Origin of the sequence: Gordonia sp. JH63, assembly GCF_009856645.1 — a bacterium.
In the GTDB taxonomy this organism is placed as follows: Bacteria; Actinomycetota; Actinomycetes; order Mycobacteriales; family Mycobacteriaceae; genus Gordonia; species Gordonia hongkongensis.
Genome location: NZ_CP047235.1, coordinates 1677516 through 1695825, shown reverse-complemented (window position 1 = coordinate 1695825; position 18310 = coordinate 1677516). Strand labels below are relative to the sequence as shown.

The 18310-nt window shown below is 67.8% G+C and carries 16 protein-coding genes; 7 read left to right on the top strand and 9 right to left on the bottom strand.

Going from position 1 to position 18310, the window contains the following annotated elements; genetic code table 11:
* Positions 1-18 precede the first annotated feature (18 nt).
* Together GR168_RS07670 and mca are read right to left on the bottom strand one after the other, a co-directional pair.
* Positions 19-348: a hypothetical protein gene (locus GR168_RS07670; protein WP_058250739.1), complete on the bottom strand. Its 330-nt coding sequence runs from the start codon at positions 346-348 to the stop codon at positions 19-21.
* Positions 348-1244, bottom strand: coding sequence for a mycothiol conjugate amidase Mca (gene mca / locus GR168_RS07665; RefSeq protein WP_159370435.1), 897 nt, complete (start codon positions 1242-1244; stop codon positions 348-350). The genes GR168_RS07670 and mca overlap by 1 nt, the downstream gene beginning before the upstream one ends.
* 48 nt (positions 1245-1292) lie before the next feature.
* Here mca and GR168_RS07660 point away from each other — a divergent pair, with 48 nt between their 5' ends.
* The 3 genes from GR168_RS07660 (at position 1293) to greA (ending at position 3177) form a co-directional block, all read left to right on the top strand.
* Positions 1293-1790, top strand: a complete 498-nt coding sequence (locus GR168_RS07660; RefSeq protein WP_159370434.1) for a DUF4307 domain-containing protein — start codon at positions 1293-1295, stop codon at positions 1788-1790.
* The gene (locus tag GR168_RS07655; RefSeq protein ID WP_065629941.1) at positions 1787-2557 is read left to right on the top strand and encodes a queuosine precursor transporter; all 771 of its coding nucleotides are present in this window, start codon (positions 1787-1789) and stop codon (positions 2555-2557) included. The genes GR168_RS07660 and GR168_RS07655 overlap by 4 nt, the downstream gene beginning before the upstream one ends.
* A gap of 128 nt (positions 2558-2685) precedes the next feature.
* Positions 2686-3177 (top strand): transcription elongation factor GreA, encoded by a 492-nt coding sequence (gene greA / locus GR168_RS07650; RefSeq protein ID WP_004020945.1) that lies wholly within the window; start codon positions 2686-2688, stop codon positions 3175-3177.
* Between the two features lie 164 nt (positions 3178-3341).
* Here greA and GR168_RS07645 read toward each other — a convergent pair whose 3' ends face one another.
* The 3 genes from GR168_RS07645 to GR168_RS23890 all read right to left on the bottom strand — a co-directional run bounded on the left by GR168_RS07645 (position 3342) and on the right by GR168_RS23890 (position 5761).
* Positions 3342-3773 carry an Ltp family lipoprotein gene (locus GR168_RS07645; protein WP_238995045.1) on the bottom strand — a complete coding sequence of 144 codons (432 nt, stop codon included), beginning with the start codon at positions 3771-3773 and terminating at the stop codon, positions 3342-3344.
* 119 nt (positions 3774-3892) lie between these two features.
* Complete coding sequence (locus tag GR168_RS07640) at positions 3893-4828, bottom strand: type IV toxin-antitoxin system AbiEi family antitoxin domain-containing protein (RefSeq protein ID WP_068971446.1); 936 nt, start codon at positions 4826-4828, stop codon at positions 3893-3895.
* Between the two features lie 162 nt (positions 4829-4990).
* On the bottom strand, positions 4991-5761 hold the full coding sequence (locus tag GR168_RS23890; RefSeq protein WP_084817203.1) for an Ltp family lipoprotein: 771 nt from the start codon (positions 5759-5761) through the stop codon (positions 4991-4993).
* A gap of 193 nt (positions 5762-5954) precedes the next feature.
* Between GR168_RS23890 and GR168_RS07625 the strand changes: the two genes are divergently transcribed.
* Positions 5955-6473, top strand: a complete 519-nt coding sequence (locus GR168_RS07625; protein WP_055474890.1) for a hypothetical protein — start codon at positions 5955-5957, stop codon at positions 6471-6473.
* Positions 6474-6488: 15 nt separating this feature from the next.
* Here GR168_RS07625 and GR168_RS07620 read toward each other — a convergent pair whose 3' ends face one another.
* Complete coding sequence (locus GR168_RS07620; RefSeq protein WP_055474891.1) at positions 6489-7238, bottom strand: hypothetical protein; 750 nt, start codon at positions 7236-7238, stop codon at positions 6489-6491.
* Between the two features lie 249 nt (positions 7239-7487).
* On the opposite strand from GR168_RS07620, the gene GR168_RS07615 reads away from it, so the two are divergent.
* From GR168_RS07615 to GR168_RS07605, 3 genes are all read left to right on the top strand, one after another.
* A protein-coding gene (locus tag GR168_RS07615; RefSeq protein ID WP_156354154.1) for an IS3 family transposase occupies positions 7488-8787 on the top strand; the annotation gives its coding sequence in 2 pieces (ribosomal slippage) (positions 7488-7774 and positions 7773-8787; 1302 coding nt in all).
* Between the two features lie 104 nt (positions 8788-8891).
* On the top strand, positions 8892-9962 hold the full coding sequence (locus GR168_RS07610) for an ATP-binding cassette domain-containing protein (protein ID WP_058250745.1): 1071 nt from the start codon (positions 8892-8894) through the stop codon (positions 9960-9962).
* On the top strand, positions 9959-10792 hold the full coding sequence (locus tag GR168_RS07605) for an ABC transporter permease (protein ID WP_058250746.1): 834 nt from the start codon (positions 9959-9961) through the stop codon (positions 10790-10792). Before GR168_RS07610 ends, GR168_RS07605 begins: the two co-directional genes overlap by 4 nt.
* Here the strand turns inward: GR168_RS07605 and GR168_RS07600 are convergent.
* The 3 genes from GR168_RS07600 to GR168_RS07590 are packed head-to-tail and all read right to left on the bottom strand — an operon-like array spanning position 10774 to position 18281.
* Positions 10774-14001: a BTAD domain-containing putative transcriptional regulator gene (locus GR168_RS07600; RefSeq protein ID WP_078112088.1), complete on the bottom strand. Its 3228-nt coding sequence runs from the start codon at positions 13999-14001 to the stop codon at positions 10774-10776. The two genes, GR168_RS07605 and GR168_RS07600, sit on opposite strands and share 19 nt — an antisense overlap.
* Before the next feature lie 28 nt (positions 14002-14029).
* Positions 14030-15229 (bottom strand): threonine ammonia-lyase, encoded by a 1200-nt coding sequence (gene ilvA, locus GR168_RS07595; RefSeq protein WP_058250748.1) that lies wholly within the window; start codon positions 15227-15229, stop codon positions 14030-14032.
* Positions 15230-15278: 49 nt separating this feature from the next.
* A complete protein-coding gene (locus GR168_RS07590) occupies positions 15279-18281 on the bottom strand; it encodes a BTAD domain-containing putative transcriptional regulator (RefSeq protein ID WP_159370432.1) in 3003 nt (1000 codons plus the stop codon).
* Between the last annotated feature and the right edge of the window lie 29 nt (positions 18282-18310).

The window sequence follows — 18310 nt, the reverse complement described above, 5'->3', positions numbered from 1 at the left end:
CCACTTCTACGCCTCGACTCAGGTGTCGGCGGGCCGCCGGTCGTCGGTGCCAGCGGCACTGGTGGCACCCGGGGTCCCGGGCGGGTTCGGTGCGACCGCGTCCGAACCGGCCGGGCCCGGCGAATCGGTTCCCTCGTCGAAGGCCTGGTCGGCCTCCGGGTGTTCGGCGTCGAAGGACGCGGGCAGCTTCTTCAGCTGCCGGTTCATCGACCAGATGAGGAACGCGGTCCCGACGAGCAGCAACAGGATCACAAGAAGGCCCAGCGGAGAGGCCTTGCCGAACTCCGGTCCCTGGGGTTCCTGCGCCAGGACCATCAGGGTGTCGTTCACGACGGTGCTGGTGCCCATCACGCCTCGATCCCGGCGAAGAGATCGGTCTCCGGCAACGCGGTCTTGACCCGGGTCCGGGCGAGCTCGAACTCCTCCGTCGGCCACAGGCGTTGTTGCCACTCCAGCGGCACCGCGAAGAACACCCCGTTCGGATCGATCTGCGTGGCGTGGGCGCGCAGCGCGTCGTCACGCTGCGGGAAGTACTTGGAGCACTCGACCTGGGTCGTCACACGGCCCATCAGATCGCCACGGCTCGGGTCCCACTTGCTGAGCCACTCGGCGAACGGACTCTCCTGGCCGTGCCGCGCGAACTCGTCGGAGAACAGGACCATCCGGTCCCGGATGAACCCGTGGGTGTAGTAGAGCTTCGACACCGTCCACGGGTCGCCGGCGTCCGGGAACGCGTCCGGATCGCCGGACTGCTCGTACGCCGCGACCGACACCTCATGGCAGCGAATGTGATCGGGATGCGGATATCCGCCGTGCTCGTCGTAGGTGACGATCACGTGCGGGCGGAACTCGCGGACCACACGCACCAAGGCCTCGGTGGCCTCGTCGAGCGGCACCGTGGCGAAGGAACCCTCCGGAACAGGCGGGAGCGGGTCGCCCTCGGGGAGGCCCGAGTCGACGAAGCCGAGCCATGTCTGTCGGACGCCGAGCGCCTCGGCGGCCTCGGCCATCTCCTCGCGACGGACCTCGGTCATCCGCTCTTTGATGCCCGGGCGGTCCATCGCCGGATTCAGGATGTCGCCACGCTCACCGCCGGTGAGTGTGACGACGAGCACTTCGTTGCCCTCGGCCGCATACTTCGCGGTCGTGGCGGCACCCTTGCTCGACTCGTCGTCTGGGTGCGCGTGCACCGCCATCAGCCGGAACACACCCGACTTGGGGTCGCCGACGTGGGATTCGGTCACAGTTCCTCACCTTCGGATCGCTACTCCTCCCATGGTAGGTATTGACGCGTGAACAGTTCGGACGGGGGCGCCGCAGACGCCGGTGACGCGCCGCGCGCGACACCCGACAACTCGCGACCGCACAGCGGTCCGCGCGCCACCTATCCGGAGCGTTCGGAGACCGCCTCTGGGCGTCGTCGCTGGTTCATCGCCCTGTCGATCCTGGTCGTCGCAGCCGGGGTGGCGCTCGCGGTGATCGGCTACAACCGGTTCTCCACGGCCGATGTCACCGGCGAGGCCACCGGATACGAGATCCTCGACGACTCGACGGTCGCGGTGCAGTTCACCGTCGAACGGTCCGACCCGAACCGTCCGGCGGCCTGCGTGGTGCGCGGACGTTCCCGAGACGGCAGCGAGACCGGCCGGCGCGAGATCCTCGTCCCCGCCGACTCCGCAGATCGCATCGGCGTCCGCACCGAGATCACGACGTCGAAACCGCCGGTCATCGGCGAGGTCTTCGGCTGCACCCTGGATGTCCCCGCCTACCTGAAGCCCTCGGCCTCGTGACCGCGTCCACCGGCAGCGAGCTGCCGTCGCCGCGCGCCGCCTTCGCCTCCATCGGCAGCCGCTACTTCCCCCTTCTGGTCGCCGTCTTCGTCGGCGTCATGCTCATCAGCAACGTCACCGGCACCAAGGGCGTCGTGCTGTTCGACGAATGGCTGCAGGTCGATCTCGGGCCGATCCAGATGGACGGCCTGGTGACCGACGGCGCCTTCTTCCTGTTCCCGCTCGCGTACGTCCTGGGCGACGTGATCAGCGAGGTCTACGGGTTCCGTGCCATGCGCCGGACGATCCTCGCCGGGTTCGCGGTCCTGATTCTCGCGTCGTTGTGTTTCTGGTTGACCATTCACCTGCCGGCCGCCGAATTCTACGAAGGCCAGGCGGCTTTCGAGACGGTTGCCGGGGTCGTCCCACAATTCCTGCTCGCCGGATTGGCCGGTTACGTCGTGGGCGAATTCCTCAATTCCTTCGTCCTGGTGAAAATGAAGGAACGCGCCGGGGAAAATCGCCTCTGGGCGCGCCTGCTGGGTTCGACGATTGTCGGCCAGTTGGCCGACACCATCGTCTTCTGTTCGATCGCCGCCACCGCCCTGGGTATCTCGACCTGGGGAGATTTCATCAATTACACGATCGTCGGGTTCGTGTGGAAGACACTCGTCGAGGTCATCCTCATGCCTGTGACGTATTTCGTTGTGGGATGGCTAAAACGGATGGAACCGACGTATCAGGACGCTCTCGGCGCGCTGTCGCGCGGTAGTACCGATGTGCCATAGGTCTCACCACCTGGTACCCTGAACGGATACACGGCTCCGCGAGGGGTCGTGTTGCTGCATTTTCAGCAGTCCATATGCCCCTGGTGTAAACGGTCGCCCGGGGCGCGGACAACACAAAGGAGTGACCGATGACCGACACCCAGGTGACCTGGCTGACCCAAGAGTCGCATGACCGCCTCAAGAGCGAGCTCGATTCGTTGATCGCCAACCGTCCGGTCATCGCCGCCGAGATCAACGAGCGTCGCGAAGAAGGCGACCTCAAGGAGAACGGTGGCTACCACGCCGCTCGCGAGGAGCAGGGCCAGCAGGAAGCGCGTATCCGCCAGCTGCAGGAACTGCTGAACAACGCGAAGGTCGGCGAGGCGCCGACCCAGTCCGGCGTCGCACTGCCCGGTTCCGTCGTGACCGTCTACTACGACGGTGACGAGAAGGACACCGAGACGTTCCTCATCGCCACCCGCGAGGAGAGCGGCCAGGGCGGCCTGGAGACCTACTCCCCGAGCTCCCCGCTCGGTGCCGCCCTCATCGACGCCAAGGTCGGCGAGACCCGCGAGTACTCCGTGCCCAGCGGTGCCACCATCAAGGTGACCCTGGTCAGCGCGGAGCCCTACCACGGCTGATCGGACGACGAACACAACCCGGGACGGTATGACCGTCCCGGGTTTCGTGTTTTCGGGGGTTCTCGTCCGTGAGCTACCGCCGGTCGCGCGACCGGCGAACCTCAACTCGACTCCTGGACTTCGATCGAAGTCCAGGAGTCGAGTTGGGGTTCATCGGTCGTGCCCTACGCGTGGTCGACCCCATACGTCGCCTGCGTGGACGTGAAGCCCTCATACTCGAGCTGTTCGATCAAGCCCTGCCGCGAGAACGCCGTCATCGAACGATAGTCGCGGGCCTTCTGCGCCGCCTGTTCGTTCCAGTCGACGGCGCCCTGAGCCTCGACCTCGGTCACGGCGTACGTCGCGTCGGCCGTCGAGAACCCTTCGTACTCCAGCTGATCGATCAGACCCGCTCTCGAGAACGCCATGATCGAGAGGTACTCCTTCGCCTTCGCCACTGCGCTCGTCTGCTCCCAGGTCGCGAGTGACTCTGCACCGGGAGTCCCGGTCGTCGGTGACTGCTCGAACACCTGGCTCGAACCGGTAGCGGTCACAGCGACGCCACTTTGAATGCCGATCGTACTGACTCCCAACGCAATTCCGCACACCGCGACCACGCCGGCAATCAGACGGGGCCACACACGGCGTGCCAACGACGGTCGTGCTCCGACCGGCGAACCTCGACTCGACTCCTGGACTTCGATCGAAGTCCAGGAGTCGAGTTGGGGTTCATCGGTCAAGCCGCGGTCAGTTTGTCCAACCACGGCCGGAGCAGATTGGCGAGCCCGCCGCGCTCGAGCGTTCCCCACGTCCATCGGATCACCATGATCCCCTGTGCGCGCAGCGCATCCTCCCGACGCTTCTCCCGGATGAGTGCATCGCGCGGGCTCTCACCCTGGCGCAACAGTCGGCCGTACTTCTGTAGTCCGTCGAACTCACCGACAAGTGTTCCGTCCCAGTCGAAGTCGGTCCGCGCGTCTCCGGCGTCCGTCTGGAACGTGTGCTGCAGTCGCGGAGTCGGCAACCCGGCCTCGATCATCTGCGCCCGGCTCCACGACTCCCCGACACTCTCCGACGCACCGTCCGCATGCGCAAGGGCACGACGCGCGGTCCCCGCACCGCGCCAACGGTTCCGCGACGCGAGGATACGGGTCATCGTGGCGATGTCGGCGCCGGACGCTAGCGCGCGATCGAACACGGCCAGCGCTTGGGCGAAGTCACCGGACATCGCAACATCTACGGCGGTTCGCTCACGAGACGTGACCCTGATTCCGCCGATGTCGACCACCTCGTCGGGCGCCACCGGCCCGGCATGGACGATCCGTAACCCGTGCCCGAACCCGCCCACCTTCGACTTCTTCGTCAGATGCACGACCTCGCGTTCCGGGTGCAGCAGCGGCAGCTCGTGAACGGCTGCCGCCGAGTCGTGACTCAGGATCGACGCGTCACAGTCTCGAACAGACGTCGCGACCGCGATCGATCTCAGTCGGTACAGACGGTCACCCGGGTCCTCGGCGGACGCCTCGTCGGCCGCCAGTGCGCAGACCCCCGGGGCAAGACGAATCAGTTCGCCGCGCCGTACGGCGGCTGTCACAGCGTCGTCGTTGATGCCGAGTCGCAGCGTTGCCGTGCGGCGAATCAGCCCGTGTCTGTCGGTGGGAAAAGAGGTCATGACTTTAGGACGCACCAGGGCCGATATCGGATCCGCTTGCGAGGGTCGCTTACCCCACGACCGGCGAACCTCGACTCGACTCCTGGACTTCGATCGAAGTCCAGGAGTCGAGTTGACGTTCACCGGTTGCGACGACTCACGCCGTGTCGGTCGACCTGACCTTCAGGAATCAGCGTTGTCGGCCCCGTATGCAGCCTGTTCGGGCGTGAAACCTTCAAACTCCAACTGCTGGACGAGTCCCTGGCGTGACATGGGTGTCACGGCTTGGTACTCGCCGGCCTTCTTGGCCGCCTGCTCATTCCAGTTCACGTCTCCGTCAGACTCCAGTTTGTCCACCGCCACCGTGGCATCCGCGTTCGAGAAACCCTCGAACTCCAGTTGCTTGATCAAGCCGGACTTCGAGAATCCGGACAGGGACAGATAGTCTTCCGCCTTCGACACGGCGTTCTTCTGCTCAGAGGACAGGTCCTGCTCAGCGGGTGGCTGCGGCTCCGTAGCCTGTGCCGGCGTCGAGGCCTCGTCAGTCACGGAATCTTCTGCCGCAGTGGGTTTCTGAGGGGCGGACGAAACACCCGAATCAGCCGTGGTGTCCGTGTCCTCCGCCCCTCCGCCGGAGGTGGCGGCAAGAATGATGATCAGCAGGACCACGAGAGCCCCCAGGATCCAAGGCCACTTCTTTTTCTTCTTCGCAGGTGGGCTCGGGTATGGCTGCGGCGGAGCGCCGTACTGCGGAGCCCCGGGTTGCGGAGCCCCGGATTGCGGCGGAGCACCGTACTGCGGAGCGCCGTACTGCGGAGCGCCGTACTGCGGAGCCCCGGGTTGCGGAGCCCCGGGTTGCGGCGGCTGTCCGTACTGCTGCCCTTGATACGGCTGGCCGTACGGCGGCTGCTGACCCGCGTTGGGGTCGGGATTCTGGTTCTGGGGGTCGGTCATCGTATGTCCTCATCTACCGTGCGGCACCTGGGAAGCGGTCCCGCATCTGCACGCACTGTCGCACCGGGGTCCGACAGAACCGTTGCCGCACAGTGTCATCCGAACGGACGAACCTCCAGCCGCATCACCGTGCACCGTCGGGACCGAGGCACGCCCGACGCGCCGGTCATACGCCCGTGCTTCAATGTGACCCATGGCACGTTCCCATGAGCTGGAGTCCTTCGATCTCGACTTCTTCGACGATGCGCCGGTGCGGCACGTCATCGACGTGCGTCTGCCGGTCGCGCCGGAGCGCGCGTGGGCCGAGTTCACCCGTCAGCACACGCTGGACTGGTGCCGCGCGATCAAGAAGATCGAGTTCGTCTCACCGCCGCCGTACGGTGTGGGAACGCAACGCCGCGCGGTCCTCGGTCCCGGCTACGTGACCCTCGACGAGGACTTCTTCGACTGGACCGAGGACCCGGCGAACGGTCACTACCGCAACGGTTTCCGGGTCCTGAGGGCGAACGTCCCCGGCATCCGACGCTTCGGCGAGGCCACGGAGATCTTGCCCGCCGACATGGGTTGCCGACTCAAGTGGACCTTCGCGCTCGAGTTGCCCACCTCGTCCCGTGTGGTCACCGCGTTCTCCGGTCCCGCGTCGTCGACGGTCTACAAGACCATCGAGGCCGACACCCTCAAGCATTTCGCGAACCTCGAACCTGCGAAGTGAGTCACCGGCCGGTTGTCAGGCAACCACCGCGACGGCCGCCGAAGTTCGACCCGTCGTCGGCATAGGCGAGGCAGTCAGCGTGCCCCGGACCAGGTCATCGGCGAGACGCATCAGCACGCGAACCGATGGAGACGCTTGTGCGCTCCCCGTCCACGCAGGCTCGACCGCCACGGTGAATGCATCCACGTCGACGACCGCCGGGCGTCGCCCGTCGACCTCTGCAGAGCGGCAGAGCTTCCGGTCGCGGGTCAGCACATGCAGCGTGATCATGTCCACGACGGGCGGCGAGTTCTCCCCACCGAGTGTTGCTCGCCACCAGCACAAGCCGTCGATCCCGACGTCGCGATTGTCGAGACCCGGACATCTCTTCGATGGACGATGGCGTCCGGCGGACCTCTCGAACAAGGCGAGACCGGCGCTACCCAATGTTGGTAGGACGCGGGTGTCCACACCGCCATCCCCGGCGGTGGCTTCCTCGTTCCGCACGCCTGTGATCAGCTCTACTGCCGGGGCAGTGACCCAGTGCACCGGCGCGTCGGCGAGATGCAACACCGTCACCGCGAGGGACGAAGACCACCAGTTGATGAGCCTGAGGAGTCGGTCCGCCTCCTCGAGTGCGGCCTCCCTGTCGGTGTACTCGTCCGGATCGAGATGCAGCGAGCCATCGTCCGCATCGTTGAGATCTTCGGCCAGCAGACTCGCTTCGGCCTCGAGTTCGTCCAGCCGCCGGTAGGCCTTCCGTCGTTGCTCATGAAGGTCATCCATGAGCTCGTGACGGACGCGGTGAGCAATCCGTGGTGTCCAGGCCGCCTCGGCGGAGTGTGTGCGTCGTCCCATAGCGGGCAACGTAATCCGTCCCGCTATCGCAGCCGCACCGAGAATCCACAGCACAGACGCTCATCCACAGAACTCCTCGTGTCAGCCGCGTCGAATCCACGCCGGTCGCCCGTTGGCGGCGACGTGAATCACCCCTGGTTTGATGCCGCTTCCTTCTGAGTCAGGAAGGATGAGCTCATGCCTAAAAAGATCGATCCAGAGGTCCGTTCGAGGGCTCTGCGGTTGCTGGAGGCCCACGGCGGCGAGTACACGTCGTTGACTGCCGCTGCCGAAGCGATCGCTAAGCAGGTCGGTGTCGGCGGGGAGACGGTACGTAGGTGGGCAGTGCAGGCGCAGGTCGATGCCGGCGCCCGCTCCGGGACCACCTCGAAGGAGTCCGCCGAGATCAAGCGTCTCAAGGCGGAGAACAAGCAGTTGCGAGAAGACGTTGCCATTCTGAAGGCGGCGACAACTTTCTTCGCGGGGAACTCGACCCCCGCAACCGATGATCGTGGCGTTCATAGATCAGATGCGCAGCAACGGTTTTGCGGTCGAGTCGATCTGCCGGGTCCTGCGTGAGCAGGGCTGCATGGTTGCCGCACGAACCTACCGGGCATGGCGAACACGAATGCCTGCTGCTCGTACCGTCTCCGACGCTCACGTCGTCGATGCGGTGCGCAATGTCGTCTGGCGCACCGATGACGACGGCCGACGGAAGATGACTCCCGAGGGCCTCTACGGGCGGGTGAAGATGCGCGCCCATCTGCACCGCACAACACTGCCTGGGGTGTCCTACGGCGCTGTTGATCGAGCAATGAAAATGCTAGGCCACAACGGAATTCGAAGATCCAAAGGGGTCCGCACGACCGTCCGCTCCGCTGACGGTGTACGCGCGGAGGATTTGCTGAACCGACAGTTCAGTGCCGCCGAACCCAACCGGGTCTGGGTGACCGATTTCACCTACTGCCGGACATGGGCCGGGTGGGTGTACGTGGTGTTCATCATCGACGTGTTCTCCCGTCGAATCGTGGCGTGGCACGCATCGACATCGAAGACAGTCGAGCTGGTGACGGTCCCGCTTCGGATGGCGCTGTGGCAGCGCAAGCGGGAAGGGCATCCGGTGAAAGCTGCTGAGCTGATTCACCATTCAGATGCCGGAAGTCAGTACACATCGGTTACACTGACTGAACGTCTGCGACTCGAAGACATCGCCGCGTCGATCGGAACGGTCGGGGACGCCTACGACAACGCGCTGGCCGAGTCGGTGAACGGCTTGTACAAGACCGAGTGCATCCGGACCACGATCTTCCACTCCGGTCCGTACAAGACAGTCTCCGACGTCGAGTTCGCGACCGCTGGTTGGGTCGACTGGTACAACAACAGCAGGCTGCACTCGAGTATCGGCCAGATCCCCCCGACCGAGCTCGAAACGCTTCACTACGCTGGCCTCGGCCCCGAGGACCAGCCCACATTGGAGGCGGCACAGAACCTAGGGTGATTCAACGTCCCTCCGGAGCGTTCTGCGGGACACTTCGCCCCAACGACAGCGCCACGTAAGCCGACGCAAGCCCGACGACAGGCTACGGCGCCACAGTTGTCGGCATGACAACGACAACCACTCCCCGGCCCGACGTCGGGTCGGCCCGGTCCCTCCGCACCGACCTCGCGATCGACGCTCGCGGCCTCGTCAAACACTTCGGTTCGACCCGCGCGGTCAACGGCGTCGACCTCGCCGTGCCGACCGGATCGGTGTACGGCGTCCTCGGCCCCAACGGTGCGGGAAAGACGACCACCGTCAGCATGCTGGCGACCCTGCTGCGGCCGGACGCCGGAGAGGCGCGCGTGTTCGGCTACGACGTCGTCGACGACGCGGTCGCCGTGCGCTCGCTCGTCGGCGTCACCGGTCAATACGCCTCCGTCGACGAGGACCTCACCGCCACCCAGAACCTGGTGCTCTTCGCCCGCCTGCTCGGCTTCTCACGGACCGCGGCCCGCTCGCGCGCAGACGAGTTGCTGGAAGCATTCGCCCTCACCGACGCCGCGGCTCGACCGCTGAAGAACTTCTCCGGCGGTATGCGACGGCGCCTCGACCTCGCGGCCAGCCTGATCGACACCCCGCCGCTGCTGTTCCTCGACGAACCGACGACCGGCCTCGACCCGCGAACCCGCGCCCAGATGTGGGACACGATCCGCCGGCTCGTCGCCGGCGGATCGACAGTCCTGCTCACCACCCAGTACCTCGACGAGGCCGATCAGCTGGCCGACCGGATCGCCGTCATCGATCACGGCCGCGTCATCGCCGATGGCACGGCTGACGAACTCAAGCACTCGATCGGCGCCAGCACACTCCAGCTCGTCGCGGCCGACCGTGCCGACGCACCCCGCGTGTGCGAGATCGCCGAGTCGATCCTCGGGCAGAAGGCCACGTTGAGTCCGGAGGCCGCGCGGACGACCGTGCCGCTGAGTTCGGCCGAGCTTGTGCCCGACGTCCTGATCGCACTGCGCGAGAACGGGATCGGCGTCGAAGAGATCACCGTGCAGAAGCCGAGCCTCGACGAGGTGTTCCTCACCATCACCGGTAGGCCCGCGGAATCCGACGCCGACACCGGCGCACCCGGGCACCGGCCATCCGACACAGATTCTTCCGACACCACCCAGGAGGCCCGTTCATGACCACGACCCTCGACAATCCCCCGTCGACCTCGATCACAACCCGCGCCGCACGCGCGCAGGTCAAGACCTCCATCAGCCTTGCCGAGTCGTTCCGGCAGTCCTTCAGCATGGCCTACCGCGGTGTGCTCAAGATCCGGCACAACCCCGAACAGCTCTTCGACGTCACCTTCCAGCCGATCATCTTCACGCTGATGTTCACCTACATCTTCGGCGGCGCGATCAGCGGCAACGTGGAAGCCTATCTCCCGGTGATCATTCCGGGCATCCTCGTGCAGACCGTGATCATGACCTCCATCGTCACCGGCACCCAGTTGCGGGAGGACATGGACAAGGGCGTCTTCGACCGGTTCCGTTCGCTACCGATCGCCCGGATCAGCCCACTCGCCGGCGCCCTGCTCGCCGACGTCATCCGCTACTCCATCGCCACCGTACTGACCGTCGTGATGGGCGTGCTGATGGGCTGGCGCCCCGATGTTCTCGGTGTCATCGCCTCGGCCGCACTCATCATCGTGTGCAGCTTCGCGGTCTCGTGGATCTTCGCACTCATGGGCTGCCTCATGAGCAAAGCATCAGCCGTGCAGGGCATCTCGATGATGATCATGTTCCCCCTGACCTTCATGTCGAATGCCTTCGTCCCGGTCGACAGCATGCCCGGTTGGCTGCAGGGCTTCGTGAACGTCAACCCGGTCAGCCATCTGGTCACGGCGGTCCGCGAACTGACGAACTCCGGTCACGCCGGAATCCACGTCGTGTGGGCCCTGATCGGCGCCGCGGTGATCACCGCGGTGTTCGCACCACTCGCCGTGCGGGCCTATATGCGAAACGCCTGATCGTGCAGTAGTCGCTGCAGCTCCTCGACGGCCACGTGGCGCGGCACCGCAGGGTGTCGCGCCACCCCGTCCTTTCCGGCCTGCTCCTGTGTCCAGTGCCATGCCCAGTCCAGCGACGGGCAGTCTCGTCGTCCGGGCAGACTCACCGCCAACTCGACGAGGCGTCGGCCGACGGAATCCGTGGGGCGGCCGGCGTTCCACAGCACGGTGAAGGCCGATGCCACCGTGCCCGCCTGCGGCAGGTCCTGCCACCCCGGACCGAACGTCATGTCGTCGAGTCCCTTCACCATTTCCGGAACCAGCTCCCACGCGGCGTCGACATCTCCGCTGCGGACGAGGCCCGCGACGGCGGCGGACACCACCATGAGCACCGCGGGGTCGGCGACGCCGAAGGGGTGTTCCCGCAGCATGACCCGTGCGGCGCGCAGAAAACCCGCGGCCACCTCCGGATTCGACGCGCCGTCTGCGAAGGCGAGTTCGGCAACACCCAGCAGAGCGGGCCCGATCACCTCCGGATTGCCCTGTGGGTCCTCGGCCTCGAGGTCCCAGTCGTCGGTGATCACGTGGAGTTCGCGACGCGCGTCGTCCGGGAAGTCGCCGGCGAGCAAGGTGAGGACCAGCATGGTCCTGATCTGGCGGACGTCTTCGACGGCGCCCAGTGGTGCCAGCAAGTCGATTCCGGCTCGATAGGTCGCCGCGGCTTCGGAATACCTGCCCTGCTGTCCGTACAGACCGCCCGTGCTCGACTGCCGCATGCCCTGGAACCACGAGGCGTAGCGGCTGCCCGCGAGCCATCGGCCGGAAGCCGTCGAGTCCCGGAGTGCCGGACCGACCAGCCCGCGATTCTCTCGGAGATGTGACCGTAGCGTCAGGGCCAGTGCCCGGACCTCGTCGTCGACCGCGGTCTCGGCCGCCTCGCAGATGATCCGGTACGCGCCCGTCGACGTCGAGGCCAGCGCCACGGCCGACAGGAACTCGCTCGCCCGGTGGAATGTGAGGTGGGCACGATGGAGCGAGCGCAAGAGGAACCGGGCGGTGGCCTGCACTCGGAGTTCGCCCGTCATCATGCCGTGCACCGCACCGACGATGGCGGTCACCTGCCAGTTCTCGCGCAGGGCGTCGTCGGGTGCCGCGGGTGGGCGCGGTAACGCCATCAGGACCCGCGCGCCCCACGCGCGCGTCTCCCCGTGCAGACCACGAACCGTCCAGTGATACGCCAGTGCCGGGTACAGCGTCGTGAGTACCGCGACGATGTCGTCGGTGGGCGCCACGACCGCGGACTCGCAGGCCGACCGGAGAATCCAGGTCAGGTTGTCGGCCTCCCGGGCCAAACCGCCGGCACCGGCGGGGTGGTCGCCGTTCTCGGCCAGGTCGCGCATACGGGAAACGAATTCGATGGCCCAGCCACGCATTTGCGACTCGACCCGGGCCGCCAGGTCGGCGGCCATCCGGGTCTCGCCGAACTCACGAACCATCTCCAGCATGCGGAAACGGACCGAACCGTCGGTCTCCACGACCGACAGCAGCGACTGGTTGGTCAGACTCTCGAGGGTGTCGTCGAGAACCGTCCCGGAGGCCCCGGTCACCGCCCGGGCAGCCGATCGGCTGAACCCACCGGGAAAGCGGCACAGCTGCACCAGCGCTGCCCGGCCGGCGTCGTCGAGCAGTTCCCAGCTCCACTCGATCACCGCGTAGAGGGTGCGATGGCGATCCGGCGTCGTGCGGTCGGCGGACCGCAGGAGCGCGAACTTCTCCCCCAGGCGGTCGGCGATCTCCTCGACCGTCATCGTCCGGATCCGGGCCGCCGCCAGCTCGATGGCCAGCGGCAGTCCGTCGAGGTGGCGGCACAGCTCGACGACGCGCCCCGCGGGCAGCTCCGCGTCGGGACGCACAGCCCGAGCGCGGGTCCGGAACAATTGCACCGCAGATGAATTCACGTCCACCGCCGCAAGTACGGGTAGCTGATGCACCTGCTCGCCGACGATGGCCAGCGGCGTTCGGCTGGTGGACAGGACGCGGACGCCGGGCACGGCCGCGGTGAGTTCGGCGACGATCCGGGCGCACGCGCCGATGATCTGCTCGCAGTTGTCGAGGATCACCACCGACGCCCGCTCGCGCAGCGCGTCCTCGAGACGTGCGGTCAGGTCTCCGGGGGTCATGCGGGGACGGCCGGTTGCGGAGAGATCGGATTCGCCGACCCCGAGCGTCGCGGCGATCGCCGGGATCACGTCCTCGCCGGACCGCACCGAGGCGAGCGACACGAAGTAGACCGGGGCGCCCGCCGCATGCAGCCGATGGCCGATCTCGGTCGCGATCCGCGTCTTGCCGACGCCGCCGGGACCGAGCACGGTCACCACGCGCCCGGTGTCGAGCATGCTCGCCACGGCGTCGAGGTCGGCACCGCGTCCGATGAGTTCGGTGGTGGGCGAGCGCAATCCGACGGCACGCACCGGCCGTGGCGCGCTGATCTCAGGTGGTGATGTCGCGGTGAGGATCTCGGCGTGGACCCGCGCCATCTCGGTACCCGGGTCCGTCCCCAGCTCGGTCGACAACCGCCGTCGGAGCCGGTCGAACACCACGAGCGCGTCGGCGGCGCGGCCTTCCCCGGCGAGCGCCCGCATCAGGGCGGTGTGTGCCGGCTCGTCGAACGGGTCTCGCGCGCAGCGTTGTTCGGCGATGGATCGCGCGGTCGCGAAGTCACCCTCGGCGAGCGAGGCCGTCAGCTGCGCACCGTCGAGCGCGTCCTGGGTACGTCGAATGCGTGCGGACAGTGTCACCGTCACCGGGGACCCGTCCCCGAGATCGTCTCCGGGCACGCCGCGCCACCACTGCCGGGCCCGGTCGTGGGCATCCCGGCCGCCTTCGGCGAGCAGCGTGTCGACCACGTCGAGGTCGGTGCGGCTGTTGCGCAGTCGATAACCGTTCTCGGTGCCCTCCAGAACCCCCTCGGGCAGGAGCTTGCGCAGCCGGGACACCTGGGTGTGCAACGCACTGTGCGGCGAACGCGGCGGATCGTCAGCCCAGACGTGGTCGATGAGGCGGTCCGCCGAGATCACGCGCCCGTCGGCGAGGGCGAGCGACACGAGCAGGCGTCGGGCCCGCAGCCCCGGCACCGCGACGAGCCGATCGGGGCTCTCGGCGCCCACCGGGCACGCGCCGACCGCGATCGGGCCCAGCACACCGATCAGGGCGGGTCCGTCGGCAGCCACCCAGACAGGTTAGCGCCGACGTTCGCCCTCAGTCCCGCAGGAACCCCGCGTCGGCGAGGGCCCGCCGGACGTCGTGCTGGTGGTCGTGTCCGCGGGTCTCGACACTGACGGTCACCTGCACCTCGCCGAGATACAAATCGTCGGCGACGCGGGAATGGACGACGTCGAGCACACTCGCGCCGAGGTCGCGGAGCAGTTCCAGCAGTGCGACCAGTCCACCGGGCCGGTCGGAGACGGTCGCGGTCACGGTCAGGAATCGTCCGGCGGCGGTCAGGCCGTGGGTCGTCACATGGCGCAGCAGCAGCGGGTCGATGTTGCCGCCGGACAACACGACGCACACGGTCCCGGACAGCGCGAGCCGACCGCTCACCGCCGCCGCCACCGCCGCGGCCCCGGCAGGCTCGACCACCAGCTTCGCCCGCTCCAGCATGAGCAGCAGCGCGGTGCTCAACTCTTCCTCGCTGACCGTGACGATCCGGTCGACGAACTCGGAGACGTGCGCGAACGGGACCTTCCCGGGTGTCGCGACGGCGATGCCGTCGGCCATGGTGTTCATCGCCGCGACCGGCGTCGGTCGCTCCTCGGCGAGTGATGTCGGCCAGGCCGCGGCCTGCGCCGCCTGCACGCCGATCACCTCGACCTCCGGTCGTCGCAGACGCGCCGCCGCGGCGACGCCGGCGAGCAGCCCACCGCCGCCGAGTGGCACGAGAATCGTTGACACGTCCGGGATCTGCTCCAGGATCTCGACGCCGACCGTCGACTGTCCGGCAACGATGTCGAGATGATCGAACGGGTGGATCAGAGCCGCGCCCGTCGTACCGGCATGACGCTGCGCCTCGACGAGCGCCTCGTCGACGGTCGATCCGGCGAGCACCACCTCTGCGCCATAGGCTTTCGTCGCGGCGATCTTCGGCAGCGCGGCTCCGACCGGCATGTAGACCCGTGAGGCGATCCCCAGTTCCGATGCCGCCCAGGCGACTCCCTGCGCATGATTGCCCGCACTGGCCGCGACGACCCCACGGGCACGTTCCCCCGCCGACAACCGCGAGATACGCAGGTACGCGCCGCGTGGCTTGAAAGATCCGGTGCGTTGCAGGTTCTCGCACTTGAGCCACACCTGCGCACCGCTCCGCTCGGACACCACCCGCGACGCGATCGTCGGGGTCCGCCGGATCACGGACGCAAGCTCGTCGGTCGCGCGGTCGACGTCGTCGGCAGTCAGCAGCATGCGACCAGTATCGGCCATCTCCGCCCTGCAGGAGCCACCCGAGGAGACGTCATCGCGCCGCCGAGCTCCCGCGGTCGTCCGATGACGTCGACTCCCTGATCTCTCGGAGTTCGCGCATCGCCCGGTCGAGCACGACTTCGGTGTCGGCGTGGACCGTGTTGTCGGCGTGCACCAGGTCCCCGAAAGCACGGTCCGCGGCACCTCTGCGTGTGTCGAAGGCCGCGGCGGGGTCGAGATCGGCACACTCGACGAGCACGTCGGCCACGTCGATCCGGCCCCGGACGCGCAGCAGTGCGGCGGCGTCGCGCGCCGTGGTCCACAGCTGCGTCGGCTGACCGCTGTCGCGCCATGCCCCGAGCAGGACGACGTAGGCCTCCGCGGCACGCGCTACATCGCCGACGCGGACGAGACACGCCGCCGCGCCGACACGAGCGACCCCGACGATGAACGTCGCCCCGACGCCGGCGGCCCGTTCGTGGGCGCGTTCGTAGAGGGCGAGCGCGCTGGACGGGTCGTGCGCGGACAGCAGCTCGCCGTGGACGTAGTCAAGGAAGGCGTGCTGCGACGGCCCCGCCGACGGGTCCAGCGTCGACCGGGCCTCGGCCAACAGCCGGGCAGCCCCGCTCGAGTCACCGGAGTACGACGCGGCGAGCGCCGCAGACGCGAGGAACGCCGACCCCAGGGACGGGTGTGTGCCGCAGCGGGTCCATTCCCGTACCGCCACCGCGAAGTCGCCACGGAAGTGCGCGACCGCCGCCCTGGCCGCCCGCGCGCCGACCAACGCGGGCGCATCCGGATCCGGTGGTGCCCCGGAGGCATCGGGACGTAGGGCGGAGGTCGCGAAGTCGACGGCGAGGTCGAACTCGCCGACGAGCCGCGCGGCCTCGGCCGCCGCGGACAGCATCTCGGCGCGATCGGGATGACCATCGAGCCACGCCGAACGCGCCGATTCGACGGCCCACGTCCACAATTCGTTGAGGTTGCGCCATGTGCTGATCAGCGACAGCGATGTCGTGATCGCCACGAGTACGTCGACGCGTCCGCGCGCCAGTGCCAGGTCCCGCGCCGACCGCAGGTTGTCCATCTCGGCATGGAGACGCTCATTCGCCTCGAACTCCGCGACGCCGAGCCACTCGTCGCCGATGTCCCGCACCGTTGCGACACATTCGTCGAGGAACCGGTCCTCGGCCGCGGCGAGCACGCCCGCACGGTCGAGGTGATCAAGCAGATGGGTGCGGATGAGATGCACGAGACGGTATCTGCCGCCCGACGCGTCGGCGACGAGCAACGAGCTGTCGATCAGACGGTGCAGGGTCTCCACCGGGTCGAGCCCGCCGTCACCTCGCGTGCCGATGCCCGCTGCGCCGACGACCTCCGCTTCGACGCTCAGTGCGACGGATTCGAACGTGCGCAGCGACACACCGCCGGGAAACGGTGCGAGGGCGGCGAGTACGGCTTGATCGACCACGCTCAGCCGTCGGAATGACATGTCGATGCTGCTGCGGAGCGTCAGCCGCCGCTGGTCGTCGGCTCCGGTTCCCGTCGCGAGATCGAGTGCACCATCGAGCATTCGGGCCACGGCCGACATCGGCATCACGGCGGCCTGACGCGCCGCCAGCTCGATGCCGAGCGGGAGCCCGTCGACACGGCGCACGACGTCGACGAGGTCCGTGAGCTCACGACTCGACACCGCGAAGGTCGGATTGCGTCGCAGCGCGTGCTCGACGAACGCGCGCACTGCAGGCTGCCGAACGACCGCGTCGACGTCGTCGACGCGGGTGGGAAAGGTCAGGGGCTGCAGACGCAGGACGTACTCGGCGGAGAGTGAGAGCACGACTCGGGAGGTGGCCAGGATCCGCACTGCAGGAGCCAGTTCGACGATCGCCGCGACCAATTCGCGGCAGGACGACAACACATGTTCGCAGTTGTCGAGGACGAGCAGGAGCGACCCGTCGACGGCGCGCGCGATCGCGTCCACGGAAGCACCCACCCCGACCTCGAGACCCAGGGTGGACACCACCGACGGGAGGACGCGGTCGGCTCGCGCGACCGCGGCGAGGTTGACGACGGCAACGCCGTACCCGGGGAACACCGCGGGGTCGGCGGCGACGTCGAGCGCGAGACTGGTCTTGCCGACGCCGCCCGTACCGGTCAGGGTCACGACCCGATGCGCCGACAACAGCCGGATGATCTCGGCGCGTTCTCGCTCCCTCCCCACCAGAGGCCCGGCCGGCGCAGCAGGTCGACGCCGCGACGTCACGCCGGGCCCCGGATTCGTCTCGGCCTGCCCGTATTCGGAGCCCGCCGCCACCCGCTGCTCGAGCGACGCGAGGGCCGGGCTCGGATCGAGACCCGTCCGCTCGCGCAACCGGTCGCGGAACTCCATCGCGACCGCCATCGCGTCGCCGACACGCCCGTCGGCGGCGAGTGCGCGGATGAGCAGTCGTGCCGAACTCTCGCGGAGCGGCGCGGACGCGACACCGGCCCTCGCTGTCGCGGTCGCGCTCGGGTCGCGGCACTCCACCAGCGCTTCGACGTGGGTGTCGGCGAGCCGATTGTGGAGGTCCTCCAACGCAACGCGTTCGGTGTCCAGGTCCGGGATGCCGGCGAACTCGCCGAGCGGCTCGCCGCGCCAGAGTTCGCGGGCACGGACGGTCAGACGGAGACGCTCGGCGGGATCGGGCGTGTCGGCGGCGGATGCGAGCAGGTCGCGCACGATCGTCACATCGACGACGGACACCCGGAGCCGGTAGCCGTCGGGGCGTCGTTCCAACAGATCGGCGTGTCGGCCGAGATGGCGTCGCAGCCGGGACACCAGATTGTGCAGTGCGGCAATCGGTTCCCGCGGCAGATCGTCGCCCCACAGCGCGTCGACGAGCCGCCCGATACCCATGCCGTGCCGGCCGGCGACGGTCAACAGCGCGAGCAGGGCGCGTCGTCGTTCCCCGGGGACCGCGACCTCGGCACCGTCGACCCGCAACCTCAGTGCACCCAGCAGGCCGACCTCGACCGCGGGCGACACGTGCCCGTCTTCGGTTTCGCGCACCACCATCCCGATCGTCGCTCTCTGTTCTCCGACGG

Coding starts and splice junctions, on each gene's coding strand:
- GR168_RS07670 (WP_058250739.1), bottom strand. CDS start 348: ATGGGCACCAGCACCGTCGTGAACGACACCCTGATGGTCCTGGCGCAG.
- greA (WP_004020945.1), top strand. CDS start 2,686: ATGACCGACACCCAGGTGACCTGGCTGACCCAAGAGTCGCATGACCGC.
- GR168_RS07640 (WP_068971446.1), bottom strand. CDS start 4,828: ATGACCTCTTTTCCCACCGACAGACACGGGCTGATTCGCCGCACGGCA.
- GR168_RS23890 (WP_084817203.1), bottom strand. CDS start 5,761: ATGACCGACCCCCAGAACCAGAATCCCGACCCCAACGCGGGTCAGCAG.
- GR168_RS07625 (WP_055474890.1), top strand. CDS start 5,955: ATGGCACGTTCCCATGAGCTGGAGTCCTTCGATCTCGACTTCTTCGAC.
- GR168_RS07620 (WP_055474891.1), bottom strand. CDS start 7,238: ATGGATGACCTTCATGAGCAACGACGGAAGGCCTACCGGCGGCTGGAC.
- GR168_RS07610 (WP_058250745.1), top strand. CDS start 8,892: ATGACAACGACAACCACTCCCCGGCCCGACGTCGGGTCGGCCCGGTCC.
- GR168_RS07605 (WP_058250746.1), top strand. CDS start 9,959: ATGACCACGACCCTCGACAATCCCCCGTCGACCTCGATCACAACCCGC.
- ilvA (WP_058250748.1), bottom strand. CDS start 15,229: ATGCTGCTGACTGCCGACGACGTCGACCGCGCGACCGACGAGCTTGCG.
- GR168_RS07590 (WP_159370432.1), bottom strand. CDS start 18,281: ATGGTGGTGCGCGAAACCGAAGACGGGCACGTGTCGCCCGCGGTCGAG.